The following is a 17,022-nucleotide window of genomic DNA, read 5'->3' as shown; positions in this document are numbered from 1 at the left end:
TTTTTACTTTTATTTGGAGAAGTGTTCACATAATCATGTTTTGACGACTAATCAGTGAAAATCAGTTTTAGAAAAAGTGAAAGAGAAATCATTATCAGCATTCGCGAAGGCGATCAGCAGATAATGGAAGATGTGTATTTTAAATACAGAAAGGATTTTGTGAACTGGAGCATGGGGAAGTTTGGAATCTCAAAGGATGACGCACTGGATCACTACCAGGATACATTGACAATCTTTTTTGAAAAGGTGATGAATGGATCGCTTTCAGACATTGAGAGCTCGTTGAAAACATACCTTTTTGGAATTGGTAAGAATAAGGTGAGGCAGCAATTTGAGGGTGAGGCAAGAAAGGAGAAGCATGGAGAAGGTCTAAAAGAACATTACCGATTTCTGGCTGAGGATGGGGATGCCTCTATCATATTTGAGGAGGCCAAACGACAGACAGCTGAATTATTTAATTCAATAGGAGAGGGCTGTAAGGAAATTTTGAGGCTGTTTTATTATGAAAAAAGATCGATGAGCGAGATAGCGAGTATTATGGGTCATAAGAACGAGGGGGTTTCTCGCACTACCAAGAAAAGATGCCTGGAAAAAATCCGGTCAGAGGTAAAAAAACCATTAACTAATGGATGAGCTAAGAGAAAAATATTTGCAGGGAAAGATGACGGAGGCTGATCAAAAAGCTTTCGAGGAAGGGTTGTCATCCGATGATAGAGAAGAGCTGGCTTCTGAATTAGGAATCCGGGTAGGTCTTGAGCGTGGTTTCAGAAATGAGTTGAAAGAAAAAGTGGCAGGCTTTGAAAAGCGTAAAAATAAAATCCGAAGAATCAACCCAGCGTATATCAGTATTGTAGCCTCATTGTTTCTGGTGGCTTCACTTGTACTCTATTTTACCAATGATCAAACGACACTTTTTGATCAGTACTACGAGACCTATCCAAACTATGAAGTAACTACGGTAAGAGGAGAGGAAGACCCTTCCAATCGTGAAAGAGCCTATTTAGCTTATGATCAAGGTGATTTCAGCGGCGCGATTCAAGCTTTTAATACCCTTGACTCCATGTCATCGGCAGATTATTTCTTTAGAGGAATCTCGCATATTCAAGTGACCAATTACAAAGAAGCACTTACGGATCTTAATGAGGTCCTAAGATTGGAAGACACGGATTATAGAACCGCCTCTCTCTGGTACAAGGCGCTCATTCATCTGAAACTGGAAAACGAAGCAGCTGCTATCCCACCGCTTGAAGAATTGAGTAAAGGAGAATCTGAGTTCGCTACAGTTTCTACTGAGCTTTTAGCCAAACTTTAACTAGCTCTTTTCTTCCTACGATAAACAGTAAGTATCATTACAACAACCAGCACGGAAGGGATGATATACACCAGTAAATTTGTGTCTTCCTCAATCGGATTATTATCTCCAATTAGTACAAATCCGCCCCAATAAAACGGGTGTCTGGCTTTTCCTTTAGCAGTCGCTAGATACTCCTTCCTTGCATTGTTTAACGCAACATCTTTTGTTTGACCATCCTTCAGATTTTGATAGAAATATTTCATCAACTCAGGCGTGGACTTGTCTGATGCCGGCCATAGACTAACCACAGTAGCCGGTACACCAGCGTAAGCAAAGGCACGTGACAGACTCATTACACCTTCCCCTTTCTTGATTTTACCAAAGCCTGTATTGCAGGCACTAAGAGTAACTAAATCTGCCTTAAGATCAAGATTGTATATTTCAAATGCGCGCAAGTAGCCGTCCTCCAGAGAGTCATTTTTTAGGCTAAAGATCAACCGAGTGTTGTTAGGATCTTCATCATCCACAATTGCATGGGTTGCCATGTGAAGTACACCGTAACTTTTAGCAAGATTTTTAAATATGCTTTCTGTTGCCTCAGGTCCAATAATTGTTTTTGCATCCATGATTTTGGACAATTCCTGAACTTCTTTAGCTGCACCTGGCAAAGAAGCTAATTCTGATCTCACAACATCCTCTTTTTGAATATCTGATTCAAATTGTGGTGACATTGCGAGCATGTTAGATCCATAGCTTGGGCTGCTTTTAAGATAAGTTTCAGCTGAGTATTCGTATCTGATTTGGTACTTTTCGAGCAGGAAAGATCCTTTACTGTCTATAATTAATAGCTCGAATGGAATGTAATTAAGTATATCGTTTGCCAGAATGATTAAATTCTTTTTAGACATTGAAGCTAATGTCGGTTTCAGCAGCGAGTTTGAAATACGCTCTGAAAGTTCTTTATAGTTCTCTGATATTGGGTTGCTAAGAGAATTCTTAAATTCGATAATATCAGATTTTAGATCTTCATTCCAAGGGATCTTTTCGATCGTGCGTTCATTGCCGTCAAACCCAAATGCAAACAAAATTTCATCAGTTACATAAAAAGAAATCATCATTGAATTTGTAGCAATCAACTTTGATTCTAACTCTTTTAATGAGACATTATTTACTTGATAATTATACTGATAATAACGGGGAGCTTCCATCTCTAAGCGAGCGATCAAATCGTTGTAGTCTGACTTTGCCTGTGCATACTTTTCTCTTAAGTCTAACTCTTCTTTTGGGCTTAAATCGTTACTGCTGTTGATCTCATATTTGAGAGAAATCAAATCGTTGAGTGATTTTTTCCTTTCATTTTCTAGTATTTCAGGAATGTCAGCACTATTCAACATATCAGCTTTTCGAACATATCTTTTCAAGTCGAATGAACGATCATTTTCTGTTAGCTGGAAAGCCAGATTAAAGAATCGGGGATCAGAAGTGGTGTTATAAAGCGAAACACAGGCAACTACACCGTTATTGTAAAAAAAATTGGGCTCGTAAACCTGTCCCAAATCACTTTCCAAATCTGATTTAACTCCATTTACATACGCTTGTCCATCCTTGATGCTTTTAATGGCTGTAGCAACATCAAGTGATTCTTGATTTGAAATTCTTTCAAGTAATGACATTTCAAGCGCATGTATATCAATGGTGATTTGTGCATAAATCTGTGTAGAATCTTCTCGTGTATTGGCAACCCTTGCACTATCCAAATACTTGTAGGCAGAATCAAAATCACCATCTTTCATATGGAGAGTTGCCAAAGCATGATAATTCTGACTTAATTCAAAGCTCCGACCTGGAAATATTCCTTTACCAATATTTAAGGCCTTTTTAGAAAGTTGAATGGCATCTTTTATGTCTCCCATTTCGCTGAGCGCGCTTACAAGTGTTATAGCTGTGGCATTGAGGAAGTATCCATCAGTTTCTCTACTAAAGGCTTCCTTAGCAAGTTTCAAATACTTTCTAGCTTCCGGAATATTCCCGATGATTGCATTAATGTTAGATTTTACGGCGTATGATTTGTAAAGCTCAAGCTTGAGGTGGTCAAATTGCTGATAAACTTTCATCGCTTTCTCGTTGTGATAAAGTGCTTTATCCCATTCTTCCAATTCTGAATAAATCAGCCTTAGCTTATCATGAATCATCGTGTATCTATAAGAGGTGGAATCTTTATAGGCATTGGCAATGAACAATGCTTTGTCATAGTAATCCAAAGCCTCGGTGTGATTTGAATTAATAAAAGCCAGGTTACCAAGGCCTAATAGCGGTTGCATTAAAAGTCGATGACCCTTTCCAAATTCACTTACCAGAAAATCATATTGCATGATATTATATTTTTCGAAATTAGGAAAGTGGCCTATTCTGCCATAATAGTTGGCAACTCCACTGTAGGCGCTGCTAATGGCATCTACTATATCGTAACTTCGAGCAGTATCATTTCTTAAAATTTGAGCAGTTGCCAACACCTTATCGGAATAATAAACTGCTGAGTCAAAGGTGCCAGTCTGCGTATAATTCCAAATGAGTATTCCATAGGTCCAGGTAGCTTTAATTAGTCCGCTTTGGGAAGCCTTTTCGCTAACATCTAAGAGTTCTTTTAAAGCTTTGTTTGATGCTTGATATCTTTTACTGATCATATGGGCATAACCCACCTCCTGTAGCCCTTTCATCAATAGCTCGTAATCCTTCTTTTTTTCCGCTATATCATAACCTATCTGTACAACCTCGTTAAATTTTTTAAGAGCTTCTGAATACCCATATTTATTTCTGTCTAGAAGCCCGATTTTGTAAAGGCTATATCCATATCCTTCAAGACTAACTTCTTCAAAAAGATCTCTGGATTTCTCAAAATAGTAGTAGCAAGAGTCAATATTCCCAATAGCATAGTGTTTTTCTCCTATAGCATAGAACTGTGCTGCCTTGGTACTATCTGATTGAGCAAGTGATATCATTGGAATGAAAAAAATTCCAATTAGAAAGGTAGAGTAGGTGAGCTTCATCCAACCAAGATAATAACCCTAACGAAGGAATACTACTGCAAAATGCGCTTTATGCTGTGCCTCTTTGTTTCCTTCGATAAATGGTAAGTATCATTACAATGATAAGTATTGAAGGGATGAGATATACCAGCAGGTTAGTATCTTCTTCAATCGGGCTGTTATCTCCAATTAGCACAAACCCTCCCCAATAGAATGGGTGTCTGGCTTTACCTTGAGCTGTTGCTAAATATTGTTTGCGGGCATTATTGAGAGCGACATCTTTTGCTTGTCCATCCTTCAGGTTTTTATAGAAATACTTCATCAATTCAGGTGTGGATTTATCAGAGGCAGGCCATAGACTAACCACTGTCGCTGGTACCCCAGCATAAGCGAATGCTCTGGAAAGCGACATTACACCTTCACCTCTTTGTACTTTTCCAAAACCCGTATTACAGGCACTAAGAGTTACTAGCTGTGCGCTAAGATTCAGGTTGTAGATTTCAAAAAAATATAAGCGGCCGTCCTCTGAGTTGTTGCCCGGACTAAACTGTAAATACGAAGATTCCGGATTCTGATCATCTACAATTGCATGAGTAGCAAGATGAATGAAATCACTTTTTTCACCCCTTTCTTTAAAAGTTGCTTCATCAGCTTCATCTTCCATATAGATTGAACCACCAAATACAGCAGATGCATTACTAACTTCCTCCCTTGCTCCGGGTAGCGAAAGCATGCTTAGAGAATCAAATGATGGAGCAAAGCCTACAAACGAATTCCCAAAAGATTTTTGGTTGTTACCGGAAGCAAATAAGGTCCCGGAAAAGTGATAGGATATATCGAATCGTTCAAATAAATATGAACCATCTAATCGCATTAACTCCATGGGGATAAGTTGTAAGGCAGGATCGAGAATGAATGTTATTTGTTTGATTTCGATTCCTAAAATTGATTTGATAGGATCAATTAAAAGTTGATTTAATGTATCGCTCTCCAACCTCTCTGTTTCAGGATTGGTTAAGGCTTTTCTGAAGTTTTGTGCTAATTCATTGAATTGTAGGTCATGACGAATAACCTTCACCACTAGCGTATCGCTAGTGAGTATGCTAATTCTTAACTTTTCACCAAAGTTATAATAGGTCACAATAGCTCTGTTATGATATCGGTTGTTTAAAAATTGACTAATATTTTTTGCTGATTTTACTTTTAAATTAAATCGGGAGGCATGATAGGAAGGGTAGCCTCGCTTTATCTCATTTATAAATGCTTCATACCTTTCTTGAGCTTTGAATAGCTGTTGTCTTAAAATGAATGTCGAATCTGAGTTGGCCGCTTGATACTTTCTTAGTTTGGTTTTCAATGATGCAATCTGATCAAGCAATGCTTGATCCTGTTTGAGCAGATCTGCTGGCAAAAGATTACTGGACTTTGCTGAAGCTTCCAAAAATTTAAGATGGACACTTGTGATCTTTCTTTTTTCCATGAAATAATGTGCAAGCTCTAGAAAACGATACTCCGAATTTTCTTCATACACTGCTACCATAGCGTCAATTGCATTTGAATAGAGTTCCGTTGAGTAATAAGAAATTGTAGATTGGTCTTCTGCTTTAGGGATTGACCTACGAATATTATCTATTTGTTCGTCTGCTTGAATATAGCTGTCGATCAATCCATTTAAATCCCTATTATTACCTGACTTTAAGTACTTACTTAAAAATGCTTGACCCTTTAGCTTTAAGATCATGAAATGCTGAAAATCATCATTCAAATCAACCAAAGGAGGGTTTTGATAGTAATCACTTTGCTGATATTCAAAGACATTTGCATTCAATGCTTTTTGAAGCCATACTAATGCCGTTTCGTATTTTTTCAGTTCAATCAGAGCCCTTCCAACATCGCCATAAACCCAAACAAGATGAGAGCTTACCTCAGGGTATTTTTTTTGAAGTAGCTCACTTGCTTTAACAAATGTTATATAAGCCTTTTTAAAGTCTTCCTGATCCATATATATGTAACCCATAGCGTGTAACACATGACCTACTCTTAAACTATCTACAGGGTCTTGATTTAGGAAAACGTCTAGGCTTTTATTGTAGCTAGCTGCAGCATTATCATATTTTTTCATTCCCCAGTATGCATTTCCAATACTTCGTAGGTTAAGAGCAATTTTCTCTTCGTTTCCGAGATCCTCAAGGATTGATTGTGACATTTCTAAAAAATGAATTGACTTTTTGTATTCTGCCATATAATAGTAAGTGCCTCCAATTCCTCTTAGAATAGAAGCTTCTAATTCAGGATCAGCATTTTTTGATTTTTCAGAATAACTACGTGCTTGATTAAAATAGGAAAGTGATTTCTCATTATTGGATTGTGTGAAATGATAGGCCTCACCAATGCTCAAATAGAATTCTGCGGAGGCATAATTATTAATATCAATTAATTCAGCATCTTGTTGTAGTAATCGATCCCCTATTTTTATTCCTTCGGTATAGGAGCCTAGCTTATTATATACACTTATTAGAGTCGAAGTTGTTCTTAAAAATAAAACAGGTTGCTCTTGAGGGCTGATCAGACCAAGCAGTGAATCAGCCGATTGTTTAGCTGACTCAAACTTTTGTTCAGTAATTAAGTCTTTAATTCGGGTGATTGCTTTATTGTCAGAATGAAGCTGACTTTTAATTGTAGTTGATAAAAAAACAAGGAAAGTAATAATGATAGTTTTTCGCACAAGCTTTCAGATAGGTGGATATTTAAACCAAATTAACCAACCTTGAGAACACTATCAACGATATATCTAAGAACTCCTATTCAGCTCAATCACCTCGCAATAAAAACAAAATCACTCCCATTTTCATCGTTACCAAATGCTCCAAATCGTGGAGTAGACTTGAGGCGTTCCATGTAGCTATTAATTTCACTAAGTATGAGAATACGATCATCTCCTCCATTCGATTTTAGTGCCTCGATAAAATTTCTGGCAAAAGGAGAATGGCTTCCTGCCACTCCATCAGAAACATATTCTTTACTACCTGAAGTCAGATATTTCCTGGTTTTTTTAGACAGCTTTCTTACTAGGTATTCTCTGTCATTCGTTTCCTCGTAAGCAGCAGATCTTGAAGAGGCAAGTAACGGGTCAAATGTTCCACCAAAACAGACATCCATAGTTAAGAAGATGTGCTCACACGGTATATTATTAATATTACTCCTGATCCTGTTATGAGAGATGTATGAGTTTTTACTGACATCATTCCTCAGGGAGTTGGTTGCTACTAAAAACCCTTCCCCAAACACGTCATCATACTGACCATGACCTGCAAAGAAGATTAGTAGTTGATCTTGAGGCTTATAATTGATCTGGGCGTATTCTCTCAGTTTGGTCATGACCATATCCTGATTGGCATCAGTTACGATCTCTACTTTAAAACCATATCGTTCCTCCAGTTCTTTGCCAATGGCTTCCACATCATAAACCGGATTTACCAAATCAGACCAATAATCATACTTATTAATACCAAATAGTAGTGCATAATCTTGTCTGTCTGCCATTACAGCATCACCAATAGCGTCCATTCCCACTTTAATGTTTCTGTATTCTCTGGTAATACTTCCAGTAGTTGTTTTTGCTACAATTTCAATCCAGTTATCGCCATCAAGCATACGCAGGGTTAGGTCGAAATTGGTTTTATGCTCATCTTCAATGTAGGCCGTTCTGGAAGCAACAGGTTCACCTTCCTTTTTACGTTTAAAATGAAGGGTCACACTTTCTAGCGGATTGTTAGAGGTTATGTTGGCTTTTATTTCGAGTTTCTTTTCCTCCGAGTTGGTGTATTCCAGGCGTGGGGATATCCACTCTATTTGGGCAAAAGAGGCGTTCAGATCACTACTTAGGTCTACTTGCACCTCATTGGATCTTGAAGAAACAATTTGTGCGCTGGTTAATGTTGCCAGCACAAAAAGAATGGAAAAAATTAATGCTTTCATGGGATAAGGTTTTTGCTATCTCTTAATGATAATTTTCTTCTGTTTTGGAGTATAGTCCATGTTTTTGAATGTAACTCCATAGAAATACATACCATCCCTAAGCCCAATGTCTTTTGCATTGAGCTCAAAAATGTGAATACCCGGAGCATAATCTCCGGTAGCTATGGTCTTCACAAGCTGACCATTCATATTATACAGATTGAGCTGCAAATCATAGCGCTCATTTTGTTTCGGTAATAGTAATGGTATATGAGAGCTTTTACTTACTGGATTTGGATAAATATCACCCAATGCCAGCCTGGTAGGAATGACTACATAATTGGGATCTTCTGAGTAATGAATCGAAAACTGATGCGACTGATTCATTGCAAACCCGTATGAATTCACACTAGTCATTTCTGTGATTTTACCATTGGTTTCATCTACCAGCCACAGTTTGCCAGAACCAAGCATATCCGGATTCCAGGTTAGCTCAGTCAAACCAGAGATGTGGTTGGACTCCAGGTCATAGACCCAAACATGTTCCTTTGATTTTGGCTTAATATCGTGGCTAAATTTTGGATAGAAGAAGTCATCTACCTTCGTATACATCTCAAGATAATTTTCAAATCGAGGTATGACCGGCTTATCAAATCGGTCTTTGCTTGAACTTGCTTCGTTGTGCATTCCCACTGCAGCGATTTCTCTCGACTTACCCCCCCAGTTCAGGCTTAGCTTTTTGATCCAATTGTCCCCTGAAAATGCCTCTAACTCTTGATATTGTTCAGTTCTTGCGTTCGTTGATCCTGCTAAGGGACTCACAGAAAGCGTAATCGCCTGGTCCGCAAAAACAAAAGCCCCTGAAAATGGATCCAATGTTCTGCTTTCACTAAATTCTTTCGTTGTTGGATCGTACGTTATGATCCTTCCAACATTGATTGTTAGCGTGTTTTCATCTAAAATCTCGTCCCAATTGATGGTTGTGTTGTATGGGTTTCCAATTTGATTCCACCCCTGATTCAGCGCCATTTCAAATGGAATGGTGCTGTTGGTTTGACCTGCACCTACACTGATAGTCACATCGTTGAGTGCATTGAACCAATAACCTCTGCCAAGATCGATTCTTGTGAAGCCTACGCCCTGATCCTGATATTCACCATCCAGGTAAGTCATTAGTCTCCATCGTTTCTTATAAGCCAGATCGCTTAGCTCATTAAATATTGATTGTACTAAATTATCTTCCAGTACATATGGAATACTGATCATACTCCATTGTCCTAGTTCTATTGCAGGTAATGGCTCACTACTTGATTCTGTGAAAGTACGTTTAATAGTATTATTTCTTTGCTGGATTAAAGTGACACCATCATCTGCTTCAATCTCAAACACCATCCCCACCTCATCAAGCATATTTGAAAGAACAGTAAACTCAAATTCTGTAGGTGATATTTCAGTCATAGGGATGTCATCAGACCATGTTGGACTTAGAATTTCTTTGTGACGAATAATGACTGCCGGATCTCCAACCCCTCCGGAGAACTGAACAGAAATAACCGCAGAAGACGTATTTTCCCCAAATTCATCTTCGTATTCCAGCGAAGCAATACTGAGTGATTGGGCAGTGTTTTGAGCAATCACTTCGATGGATGAAGAGTATGGCGATTCTCCTGAAGCATTTCCGGCCTTCACTCGATATTCATAAGTCTCTCCTGCAATTAAATTTTCAATTTTTACCGGAGAAGCAGAACTCAATTGCTCATTGTAATGGAATGTTTGGAAGCCATCCAGTGACACCTCTAATACATAATAATCTGCACCATTCGCTGCATCCCAGTTGGCTGTAAACACCCTTGAAGAAGAATTAGAAGCATCCCTTGCTGTAGGTGTCCCCGGCAGTGTCAGTAGGTCTACTATTTGCGCATTTGGAGATTCACCTGCTTCGTTTACTGCCCTTACCCGTACCTGGTACTCTTCACCTGGGTCCAGACCATCTATTACGATTTCTGAATCGGTAATACTTTTTGCTTCGAAATCTGATAGGAATGAAAGAAAGAAGTTATCCGAAGCATCTACCTCGTAGGAAGCAGCTCCAGTCACTTCCGGCCAGGTGATGGTTACTTGATTTTGGCCATATTCAATATTGTTTAGGTTTGGCGTTCCAGGAATTGTAATAAAGTTAGCTTGTCCGTAATCTGCAGGATCCATTTCTCCACTGCTTCCGCTTGCGTTGCTTGATTGAACCCTGACATAGTACCGAATACCTGGAGACAATTCTTCAAGCACATAAAAGGGAACAGCCAGTGGAAAATCTGTAAATAGAGCTGACTCCTCTTCAAAGCCCTCAGATGTATTGATATCCATCAAGTAAACATCAGTTCCAGGGGTGGATTGCCAATTGATCGTGGCTTCTGTCTGAGAAATATTATTTACCTGACCCAAGGTGGGCGCTTTTGGTACAGTAGTAAAACTGAGAACATTTGAATTTGGTGATACTCCTGCAGCATTGAATGCCTTAATTCTGGTATGATATGTGATTCCGGGAATAAGTCCACTCACTGTTGTGCTAAGATCGTCCTGACTTAGTGTAAATGGAATTCCTCCTTTGCCATAACCTGCTAGCATGAGGTTTGTATTTACAAAGCTTGGATCCGTGCTTACTTCCAAATAGTATCCCTCGAAGAAGCCTTCGGGGGCTTCCCACGCAATTGTGATTTCGTCTTGTGAAATAGATAAAATAGACGTTTCTAAATCAAAAACTGGAGAGGCTGGGGTAGTAATGATGGATATTTTTTCAGATATTTCTGAGTCACCGGACGAATTGGCAGCTACCAGGTATGCGTAATAGTTAGTTCCTGGCGAGAGTCCATTCAATCTGATCGAAGTTTTTGTTTTAGCGATGTTTAAGCTTGAATAGTTTGCCAAAAAAGCGGTGGAATCCTGATGTCCGTCATCTAATGTAGAAACCGAAATTCGATACCCATTCAATATTTCAGGCACTTCACTCCAGGTTATAAGAGCTGACGATTGAGTAATCTCTGACACCACTACTTCAGAGTCAAATGTTGGTGTTTCAGGTTTCGTCAAAAAGGGTACAGTTTGAGAAAACGGCGACACCCCTGAAGCATTGAATGATTGAATGCGAGCGTAGTATTGTGTACCCTGTTTGAGCGCTAAAATTTGCTGCTGCTGAGATATATCAATGGATTTGCCGGAATAGTCTTCATGAACCAATGCTTCGTCACTAAATGTAGGATCCTGAGATACGTCCAGGTAATAGCCATCCAAAATACCATCTGTTACTTCCCAGTTTAATGTTGCTTCTACAGACGTCAGTCCGGAGACTGCTGTCTCTAATGATGCAAAAGTTGGGGTGGTGGGTAGAGTTAAGAGACTACTTCCGGAAGTGAAGCCTGATTCACCTATCTCATTTTGTGCGTTTACTCGATAGTAATAATATGTTCCGGAGGTTAGTCCTTGAAAGGTTGATGCGTCATTCGCTGTAACAATGTCAAATAAAGGATCACTAAAATCATCAGTAAGGGAAACCTGTATTTGATACTCCCTGGTCCATGGTTCATCATATCTGAAAGAGAAGGAGTTTTGTTTAACCTCATGAGGCACTTCTAGTCGAGGTAAAGCAGGATTGAATTTAATTTCCCAGAAATCATTAAAGCTGATAGATCCACCTCTTCTACCACCGAAAAACCAAAGACTTTTATCATAAACCCCAAAATTTTGGACACGTGCTCGCCCAAACATTTTATTATCATTGCTGAAAAAGCCTTGATTAGTATAAACCCCAGTAGGTACAAATTCAGAATCACCGTCTATCCACGTCCACTCTTCTGTTTTCACATCAAACTTCCAAAGGTCATTTAGTTGACCAACTACCTGGCTTTCCACATCCCCCAGAAGACCATAACCACCAAATATCCAGATATTACCTGAATCATCAATCCACATCGTGTGACCATATCGAGGAGGGGGTAAATTATCGGGATCGGGTACACCTTTAGTTCCAAAAACTCCGGGTGTATTTCTCACCTTACTTCCCGCCATCCATGTCCATGTATTCGTGGAAGCATCATATTTCCATAAGTCATTTAGCCAGCCTCTTTGCCCTTGACTATCATATGCCTCACCTCCAAAAATCCAAACGTCACCTTTTTGGTCTATTCTTCCGTCTGTATACCTTCTGGCTCCTATTACATTTGATTCTGAGGGAGACCCCTTTTCACCATACACTCCAGGAGCATTTTGAAAATTGTTTCCTGAAACCCAAGTCCATTCCAGCGTATTTGGGTTGAATTTCCATAGGTCATTGTTATACTCAAAGCTCTCGTATCCACCAAACAACCAGAAATACCCGTCACTATCCTGCCAATAGGCGGAAGAGCTTCTGGCGCCAGGAATGTGACCCGTGCTTGATTGACCTTTTATTCCATAAACAGCAGACCCATTTACTTTACTACTACCACCTGCCCAGGTATAAACTCCAGATTCCGAATCGAAATACCAAAGGTCATTCAACCAAGCGATATCGTTAATTTCTTCATTGTGATGTATTCCACCGAAAAACCACAATTTTCCATCAGTCCCAGTCCAAGAGGCTCCATGCCATCTGCTTTTTGGTATGTTTGATGAACTCCCAATACCTTTTGACCCATACACCCCTTCATTAATCTCGAGTTCGGTTGATCCAAGGATGTATGTCCATTTATTTTTGCTTGGTTCGTATTTCCATAAATCATTGTAGAAACCATATACGCTAGATCCTAATTCAGCTCCTCCAAGCATCCAGAAAGTACCTTTACTATCATTCCAGGTTAATCCTCCGTGTCTTGATCCCGGAAATGGTAAAGAACCGCCATTAAATTCTCCGTAAACCCCAAGCTCGTTGATATTGGTGGTAGAACTATACCCGTTTAGCCAGGTCCACTCTTTTGTAGATGGTTCATAGTTCCAGAAATCATTATAAATACCCGTAGTAAGCTGGTTGAACTTATATCCTCCGAATAACCAAAGCTTATCATTTTCGTCAATCCAATTTACACCATGCCATCTAGCACCGGGGACATAATCTGTTGAACTCAAGCCCGGTTCATTGTAACTTCCTGTACTCCCTGCGAAATCCGAACCTGAATGCCAGGCCCACTGACCGGTAGATGGATTTAAACTCCAGAGATCATTGAGATACCCTGATTGGATTCCAAACTTATCAATACCCTGCCCGCCAAAAAGCCAAATGAGTCCATTGGAGTCTTCCCAAAGAAGGCTAGCGGATCTTGAGCCGGGATAATTATTATCGTTATACTCATCAATAGAACCGAATTCACCGCCCTGATCAATGAGATTACCCCCGTCCATCCATGTCCACTCCAAAGTCTGCGTATCGAATTTCCATAGATCATTCAAATACCCCTCTGCTCCCTCTGAGTCTAGTCCGTACCCACCAAATACCCAAATGTTATCATTTTCATCTGTCCAGATTTTGTGGTTAGACCTTGGGCCCGGTATATTATCAGGGTGAGCTGAGCCATCTCCATATACCGGAAGCTCATTGATTGTGGAAGGTCCGCTTATCCAAGTCCATTCATTAGATATTGGATTGTATTTCCATAAATCGCTGTAAAATTCATTGGCGGCATCATTTGACGCTCCACCAAATATCCAAACATCTCCATTGCTGTCAACAGTGGCGTCTATAGCCCATCGTATAGGGGGTTCATTCGAAGCATCTGAAACTCCCTTTTCACCATATGTTCCTGTAGCACTACCACTATCTATCCCTTTGACAGTAATCCATTCGTCTGCTTCTTTATCGTATTGTTTTATGGAGTTATAAATCCCGTTTTCTCCTTTTCCTCCAAAAGTGAAAAAGTTATCATTTGCATCGGTCCAATAGGCGTTGTAGGCCCTGCCGTGAACAGGACCTGGAAAGTTGACACCTTCGGTCCAGTTGGAGTTTTCTGCTTGGCCGGTTGTTCCTAAGACACTTCTGAAATCACCAGAGGTGTATCCAAGTTTGGAGGTATTATTGGTATTGCTAAAATCAATGTCTCCATCAAAATTAAGATTGTACTCATTAATCGCTGGAGTACCATCAATGTAGAGCGTGACAATTTCATTGCCGGCTGGGTTGATGTCTATAGCCAGCGCAAGGTGGTGCCAGTTATTATCTGTTATGACATTCTCTCCATCGGCTACAATTTCAACACCTCCATGGACAAGGAAGGTCAATTGTTTATCCTTGATTGCTAGGGAAAAGTGTCCGGAATTGAATTCAGAGATTAGATTGTCGCTAGAGAATGAAAATAATGGGCCATTGTCCTCAGTTTTTACCCATGCTTCCCAGGTAAAGCTTCCATCATATGGTCTTAAATCCGGTATTTCTATAAAATCATCATCACCATCAAAATCGAGAACATTGACTGGATCGCTTCTCATGTATTCATTCCCCTCAAGAAGCATTACACTCACCCTGTTGGCTTCTTCAGGTATTACCAGGTCATCTATACCATCTTTATCAAAGTCAACCAGATGAATGTTTCCCGGGCTTGAGTTTGTATTAAATTGTTTCAGTTCTGTGAACTGAGCATCTGGCGTTACTTCATAAAGATAAAAATTAGTTTGCCAGAGGCTGGAAGTAATGTATCTAAAGTTTTCTCCTTCAAAACCTAAAGGTAAAATATCTCCGAAGGCCCTATCCAGATTGGTTTCCGCTCCCCAGGTAAATGTACCGTCACCGCTTCCAGTCAGTATTCCGCTAAAGTTTCCATTTCGAAACAAGAAGTCTATATTTCCATCCTGATTGATATCAATGGGATATAAATTTTCTATGTATGGGCTGGATGGTGGTGTTCCCTGATCGATAAAATTACCTGTACCATCATTAAGAAAAATATTTAATCTACCTCTGTTATTGCTGCCATAAATACTACCAGTAGCAATATCTTCATGCCCGTCATTATTGACATCTGCTAGTGCGATGTTTGTTGCATAAAGCCAATCCACTTCAAAAACTTGCGGCGTTCCAAATCCCCCCAGTCCGTCGGCTAAATAAACATTTACTTGATGACTTTCTCGATTTCCTATAACCAGGTCATCGAAACCATCGTCATTGAAATCATCGGAGGAAATGCTTTCAGGATGGGTATTGTCACCTGGATCCAGATCAATAAAGGATGGAAAATCTCCATTTCCATCTCCGAAAAATATTCGTATGCGATCGTCAGTGCCATTATCCCAACCAACCACTGCGACATCAAGAAATTGATCATCATTGTAATAACCAGATTCAATATCTCTCGCGAAGGTCCCTAGGTCAAACTTAACGAATGCCTCGAACCCCCCTGATTGATCATTCAGCAATAAACTAAAGGAGTGATCATTGTTGATAGTAACAATATCCACGAATGTGTCATCATCAAAATCACCAATTTTGGATCTTCTCCCACCCCACTCATTAGGATAGGGTTGTGGCAGGATTTCCAGATTGTCTTCGGTAAAATTTGAAGCGTTACTCGTTAACGAAAAGTTTTCGATTGAGCCATCGAATGAATTAGATGTCAAATCTGAGATGAGTGATACACCAGTATTATCACCTTCAGGAGTGCCATCCGAGAAATCATAGGCGCTGGTAAGGTCGGCTTCTAACCCCGACACAATATTATTGGCTTGTGAAGAAATAAAATATAAATCCTTATATCCACTCCACACCCTTACTTCAGCCATCTGACCAATAAATACACCATCCCGATAAAACCCGTTGTTGAAATAGCCATTTGTCCCTCCCGTTTCATTTATGAGCTCAGTTTCAGAGTTTCCATTGCTGTTGGCAACCCCCTGATTAAATTTGTAATATGCTGCAAGCCCATTTTCGGTTCCGGTCAGCTCTACGTCTTTATTAGAGATAATTTCACCACTTGATCTGGTAATGTTCCAAAAACGCAATTCATCCAGTTCACCAGTAAAGTAAATATCGTCTGAGCTATCATGATAACCTCCAACATATACTACATGGTTGTCATAGCTTGGTTCCTCCAAAAGTCGATCACCATTTTCAAACATTAGTTCCCCATCCAGATAAACCTTTTGTTTGTTTCCTTGAAAAAGGCCATCTCCTTCTTCGTAAGAGTAAGCAATGTGGTGCCACTCACCGAATAGATTAGCATTTGTAGAAAAGGATGCTATTAAAAACTGTTCGCGAAGTACCCATATTTCATTTCCACTATTTACGATTTCAAAGCGCCAGCCCTTAAACGCGTCAGATTCCTCCTCTTCCACAGAGTAGGAAAGCATCACTCCATCCTGAGTAGGCTTGAACCAAAACTCTATCGTCAGGTTTTGTGAAAAATCCATCGGTGGATTTGTGATCTCAATGCGATCATTAATCCCATCAAAGGATAACGAGTTATTATCAACTGGAATAGGTTGATCTACAGTCATTCTTCCGCTTACCCATTCCCAGATTCCGGAAGATCGATCATATTTCCACATGTCATCGTAATATCCCTGATATCCTGTAAAGTCGTTTCCATTTCCTCCAAAAAGCCAGAAATCTCCGTTGGAGTCTTTAAACGCAGATGCCCCCATACGTGCACCTGGCTCTGTCAATGTAAGATTAGTATTACCTCTTGACTCATTTGAGCCTCCGACCCACTTATAGGTAGGAGTTTGCGCAATAGATGTAATTGCTACTCCAAAGGCGATGATTGATAATATTCTTCTCATATTCATGCTTCT

At 39.7% G+C, this 17,022-nt stretch carries 6 protein-coding genes; 2 read left to right on the top strand and 4 right to left on the bottom strand.

All coding sequences use genetic code 11. The features are described from left to right. Positions 1–54 precede the first annotated feature (54 nt). Both ACQK2H_RS19540 and ACQK2H_RS19535 read left to right on the top strand, forming a co-directional pair. Positions 55–633 (top strand): RNA polymerase sigma factor, encoded by a 579-nt coding sequence (locus ACQK2H_RS19540; RefSeq protein WP_425393070.1) that lies wholly within the window; start codon positions 55–57, stop codon positions 631–633. Then, on the top strand, positions 626–1,312 hold the full coding sequence (locus ACQK2H_RS19535) for a hypothetical protein (protein ID WP_425393069.1): 687 nt from the start codon (positions 626–628) through the stop codon (positions 1,310–1,312). The genes ACQK2H_RS19540 and ACQK2H_RS19535 overlap by 8 nt, the downstream gene beginning before the upstream one ends. On the opposite strand, the gene ACQK2H_RS19530 is transcribed toward ACQK2H_RS19535, so the two are convergent. From ACQK2H_RS19530 to ACQK2H_RS19515, 4 genes are all read right to left on the bottom strand, one after another. Next, positions 1,309–4,341 (bottom strand): CHAT domain-containing protein, encoded by a 3,033-nt coding sequence (locus ACQK2H_RS19530; RefSeq protein ID WP_425393068.1) that lies wholly within the window; start codon positions 4,339–4,341, stop codon positions 1,309–1,311. The genes ACQK2H_RS19535 and ACQK2H_RS19530 overlap by 4 nt on opposite strands. A 49-nt stretch (positions 4,342–4,390) precedes the next feature. Continuing rightward, a complete protein-coding gene (locus tag ACQK2H_RS19525; RefSeq protein WP_425393067.1) occupies positions 4,391–7,045 on the bottom strand; it encodes a CHAT domain-containing protein in 2,655 nt (884 codons plus the stop codon). An 89-nt stretch (positions 7,046–7,134) separates the two neighbouring features. Next, the gene (locus ACQK2H_RS19520; protein ID WP_425393066.1) at positions 7,135–8,298 is read right to left on the bottom strand and encodes a caspase family protein; all 1,164 of its coding nucleotides are present in this window, start codon (positions 8,296–8,298) and stop codon (positions 7,135–7,137) included. A gap of 15 nt (positions 8,299–8,313) precedes the next feature. Continuing rightward, a complete protein-coding gene (locus ACQK2H_RS19515; RefSeq protein WP_425393065.1) occupies positions 8,314–17,010 on the bottom strand; it encodes a Kelch repeat-containing protein in 8,697 nt (2,898 codons plus the stop codon). Between the last annotated feature and the right edge of the window lie 12 nt (positions 17,011–17,022).

This window comes from Ekhidna sp., assembly GCF_965228795.1.
Classification (GTDB): Bacteria; Bacteroidota; Bacteroidia; order Cytophagales; family Cyclobacteriaceae; genus Ekhidna.
Note: the sequence above shows the minus strand (reverse complement) of the source record. Positions and strands in the feature narration are given on the sequence as shown.

Excerpts from the sequence above, each read along its gene's own strand:
- ACQK2H_RS19535 (WP_425393069.1), top strand. The coding sequence starts at position 626 with ATGGATGAGCTAAGAGAAAAATATTTGCAGGGAAAGATGACGGAGGCT.
- ACQK2H_RS19530 (WP_425393068.1), bottom strand. The coding sequence starts at position 4,341 with ATGAAGCTCACCTACTCTACCTTTCTAATTGGAATTTTTTTCATTCCA.
- ACQK2H_RS19520 (WP_425393066.1), bottom strand. The coding sequence starts at position 8,298 with ATGAAAGCATTAATTTTTTCCATTCTTTTTGTGCTGGCAACATTAACC.
- ACQK2H_RS19515 (WP_425393065.1), bottom strand. The coding sequence starts at position 17,010 with ATGAGAAGAATATTATCAATCATCGCCTTTGGAGTAGCAATTACATCT.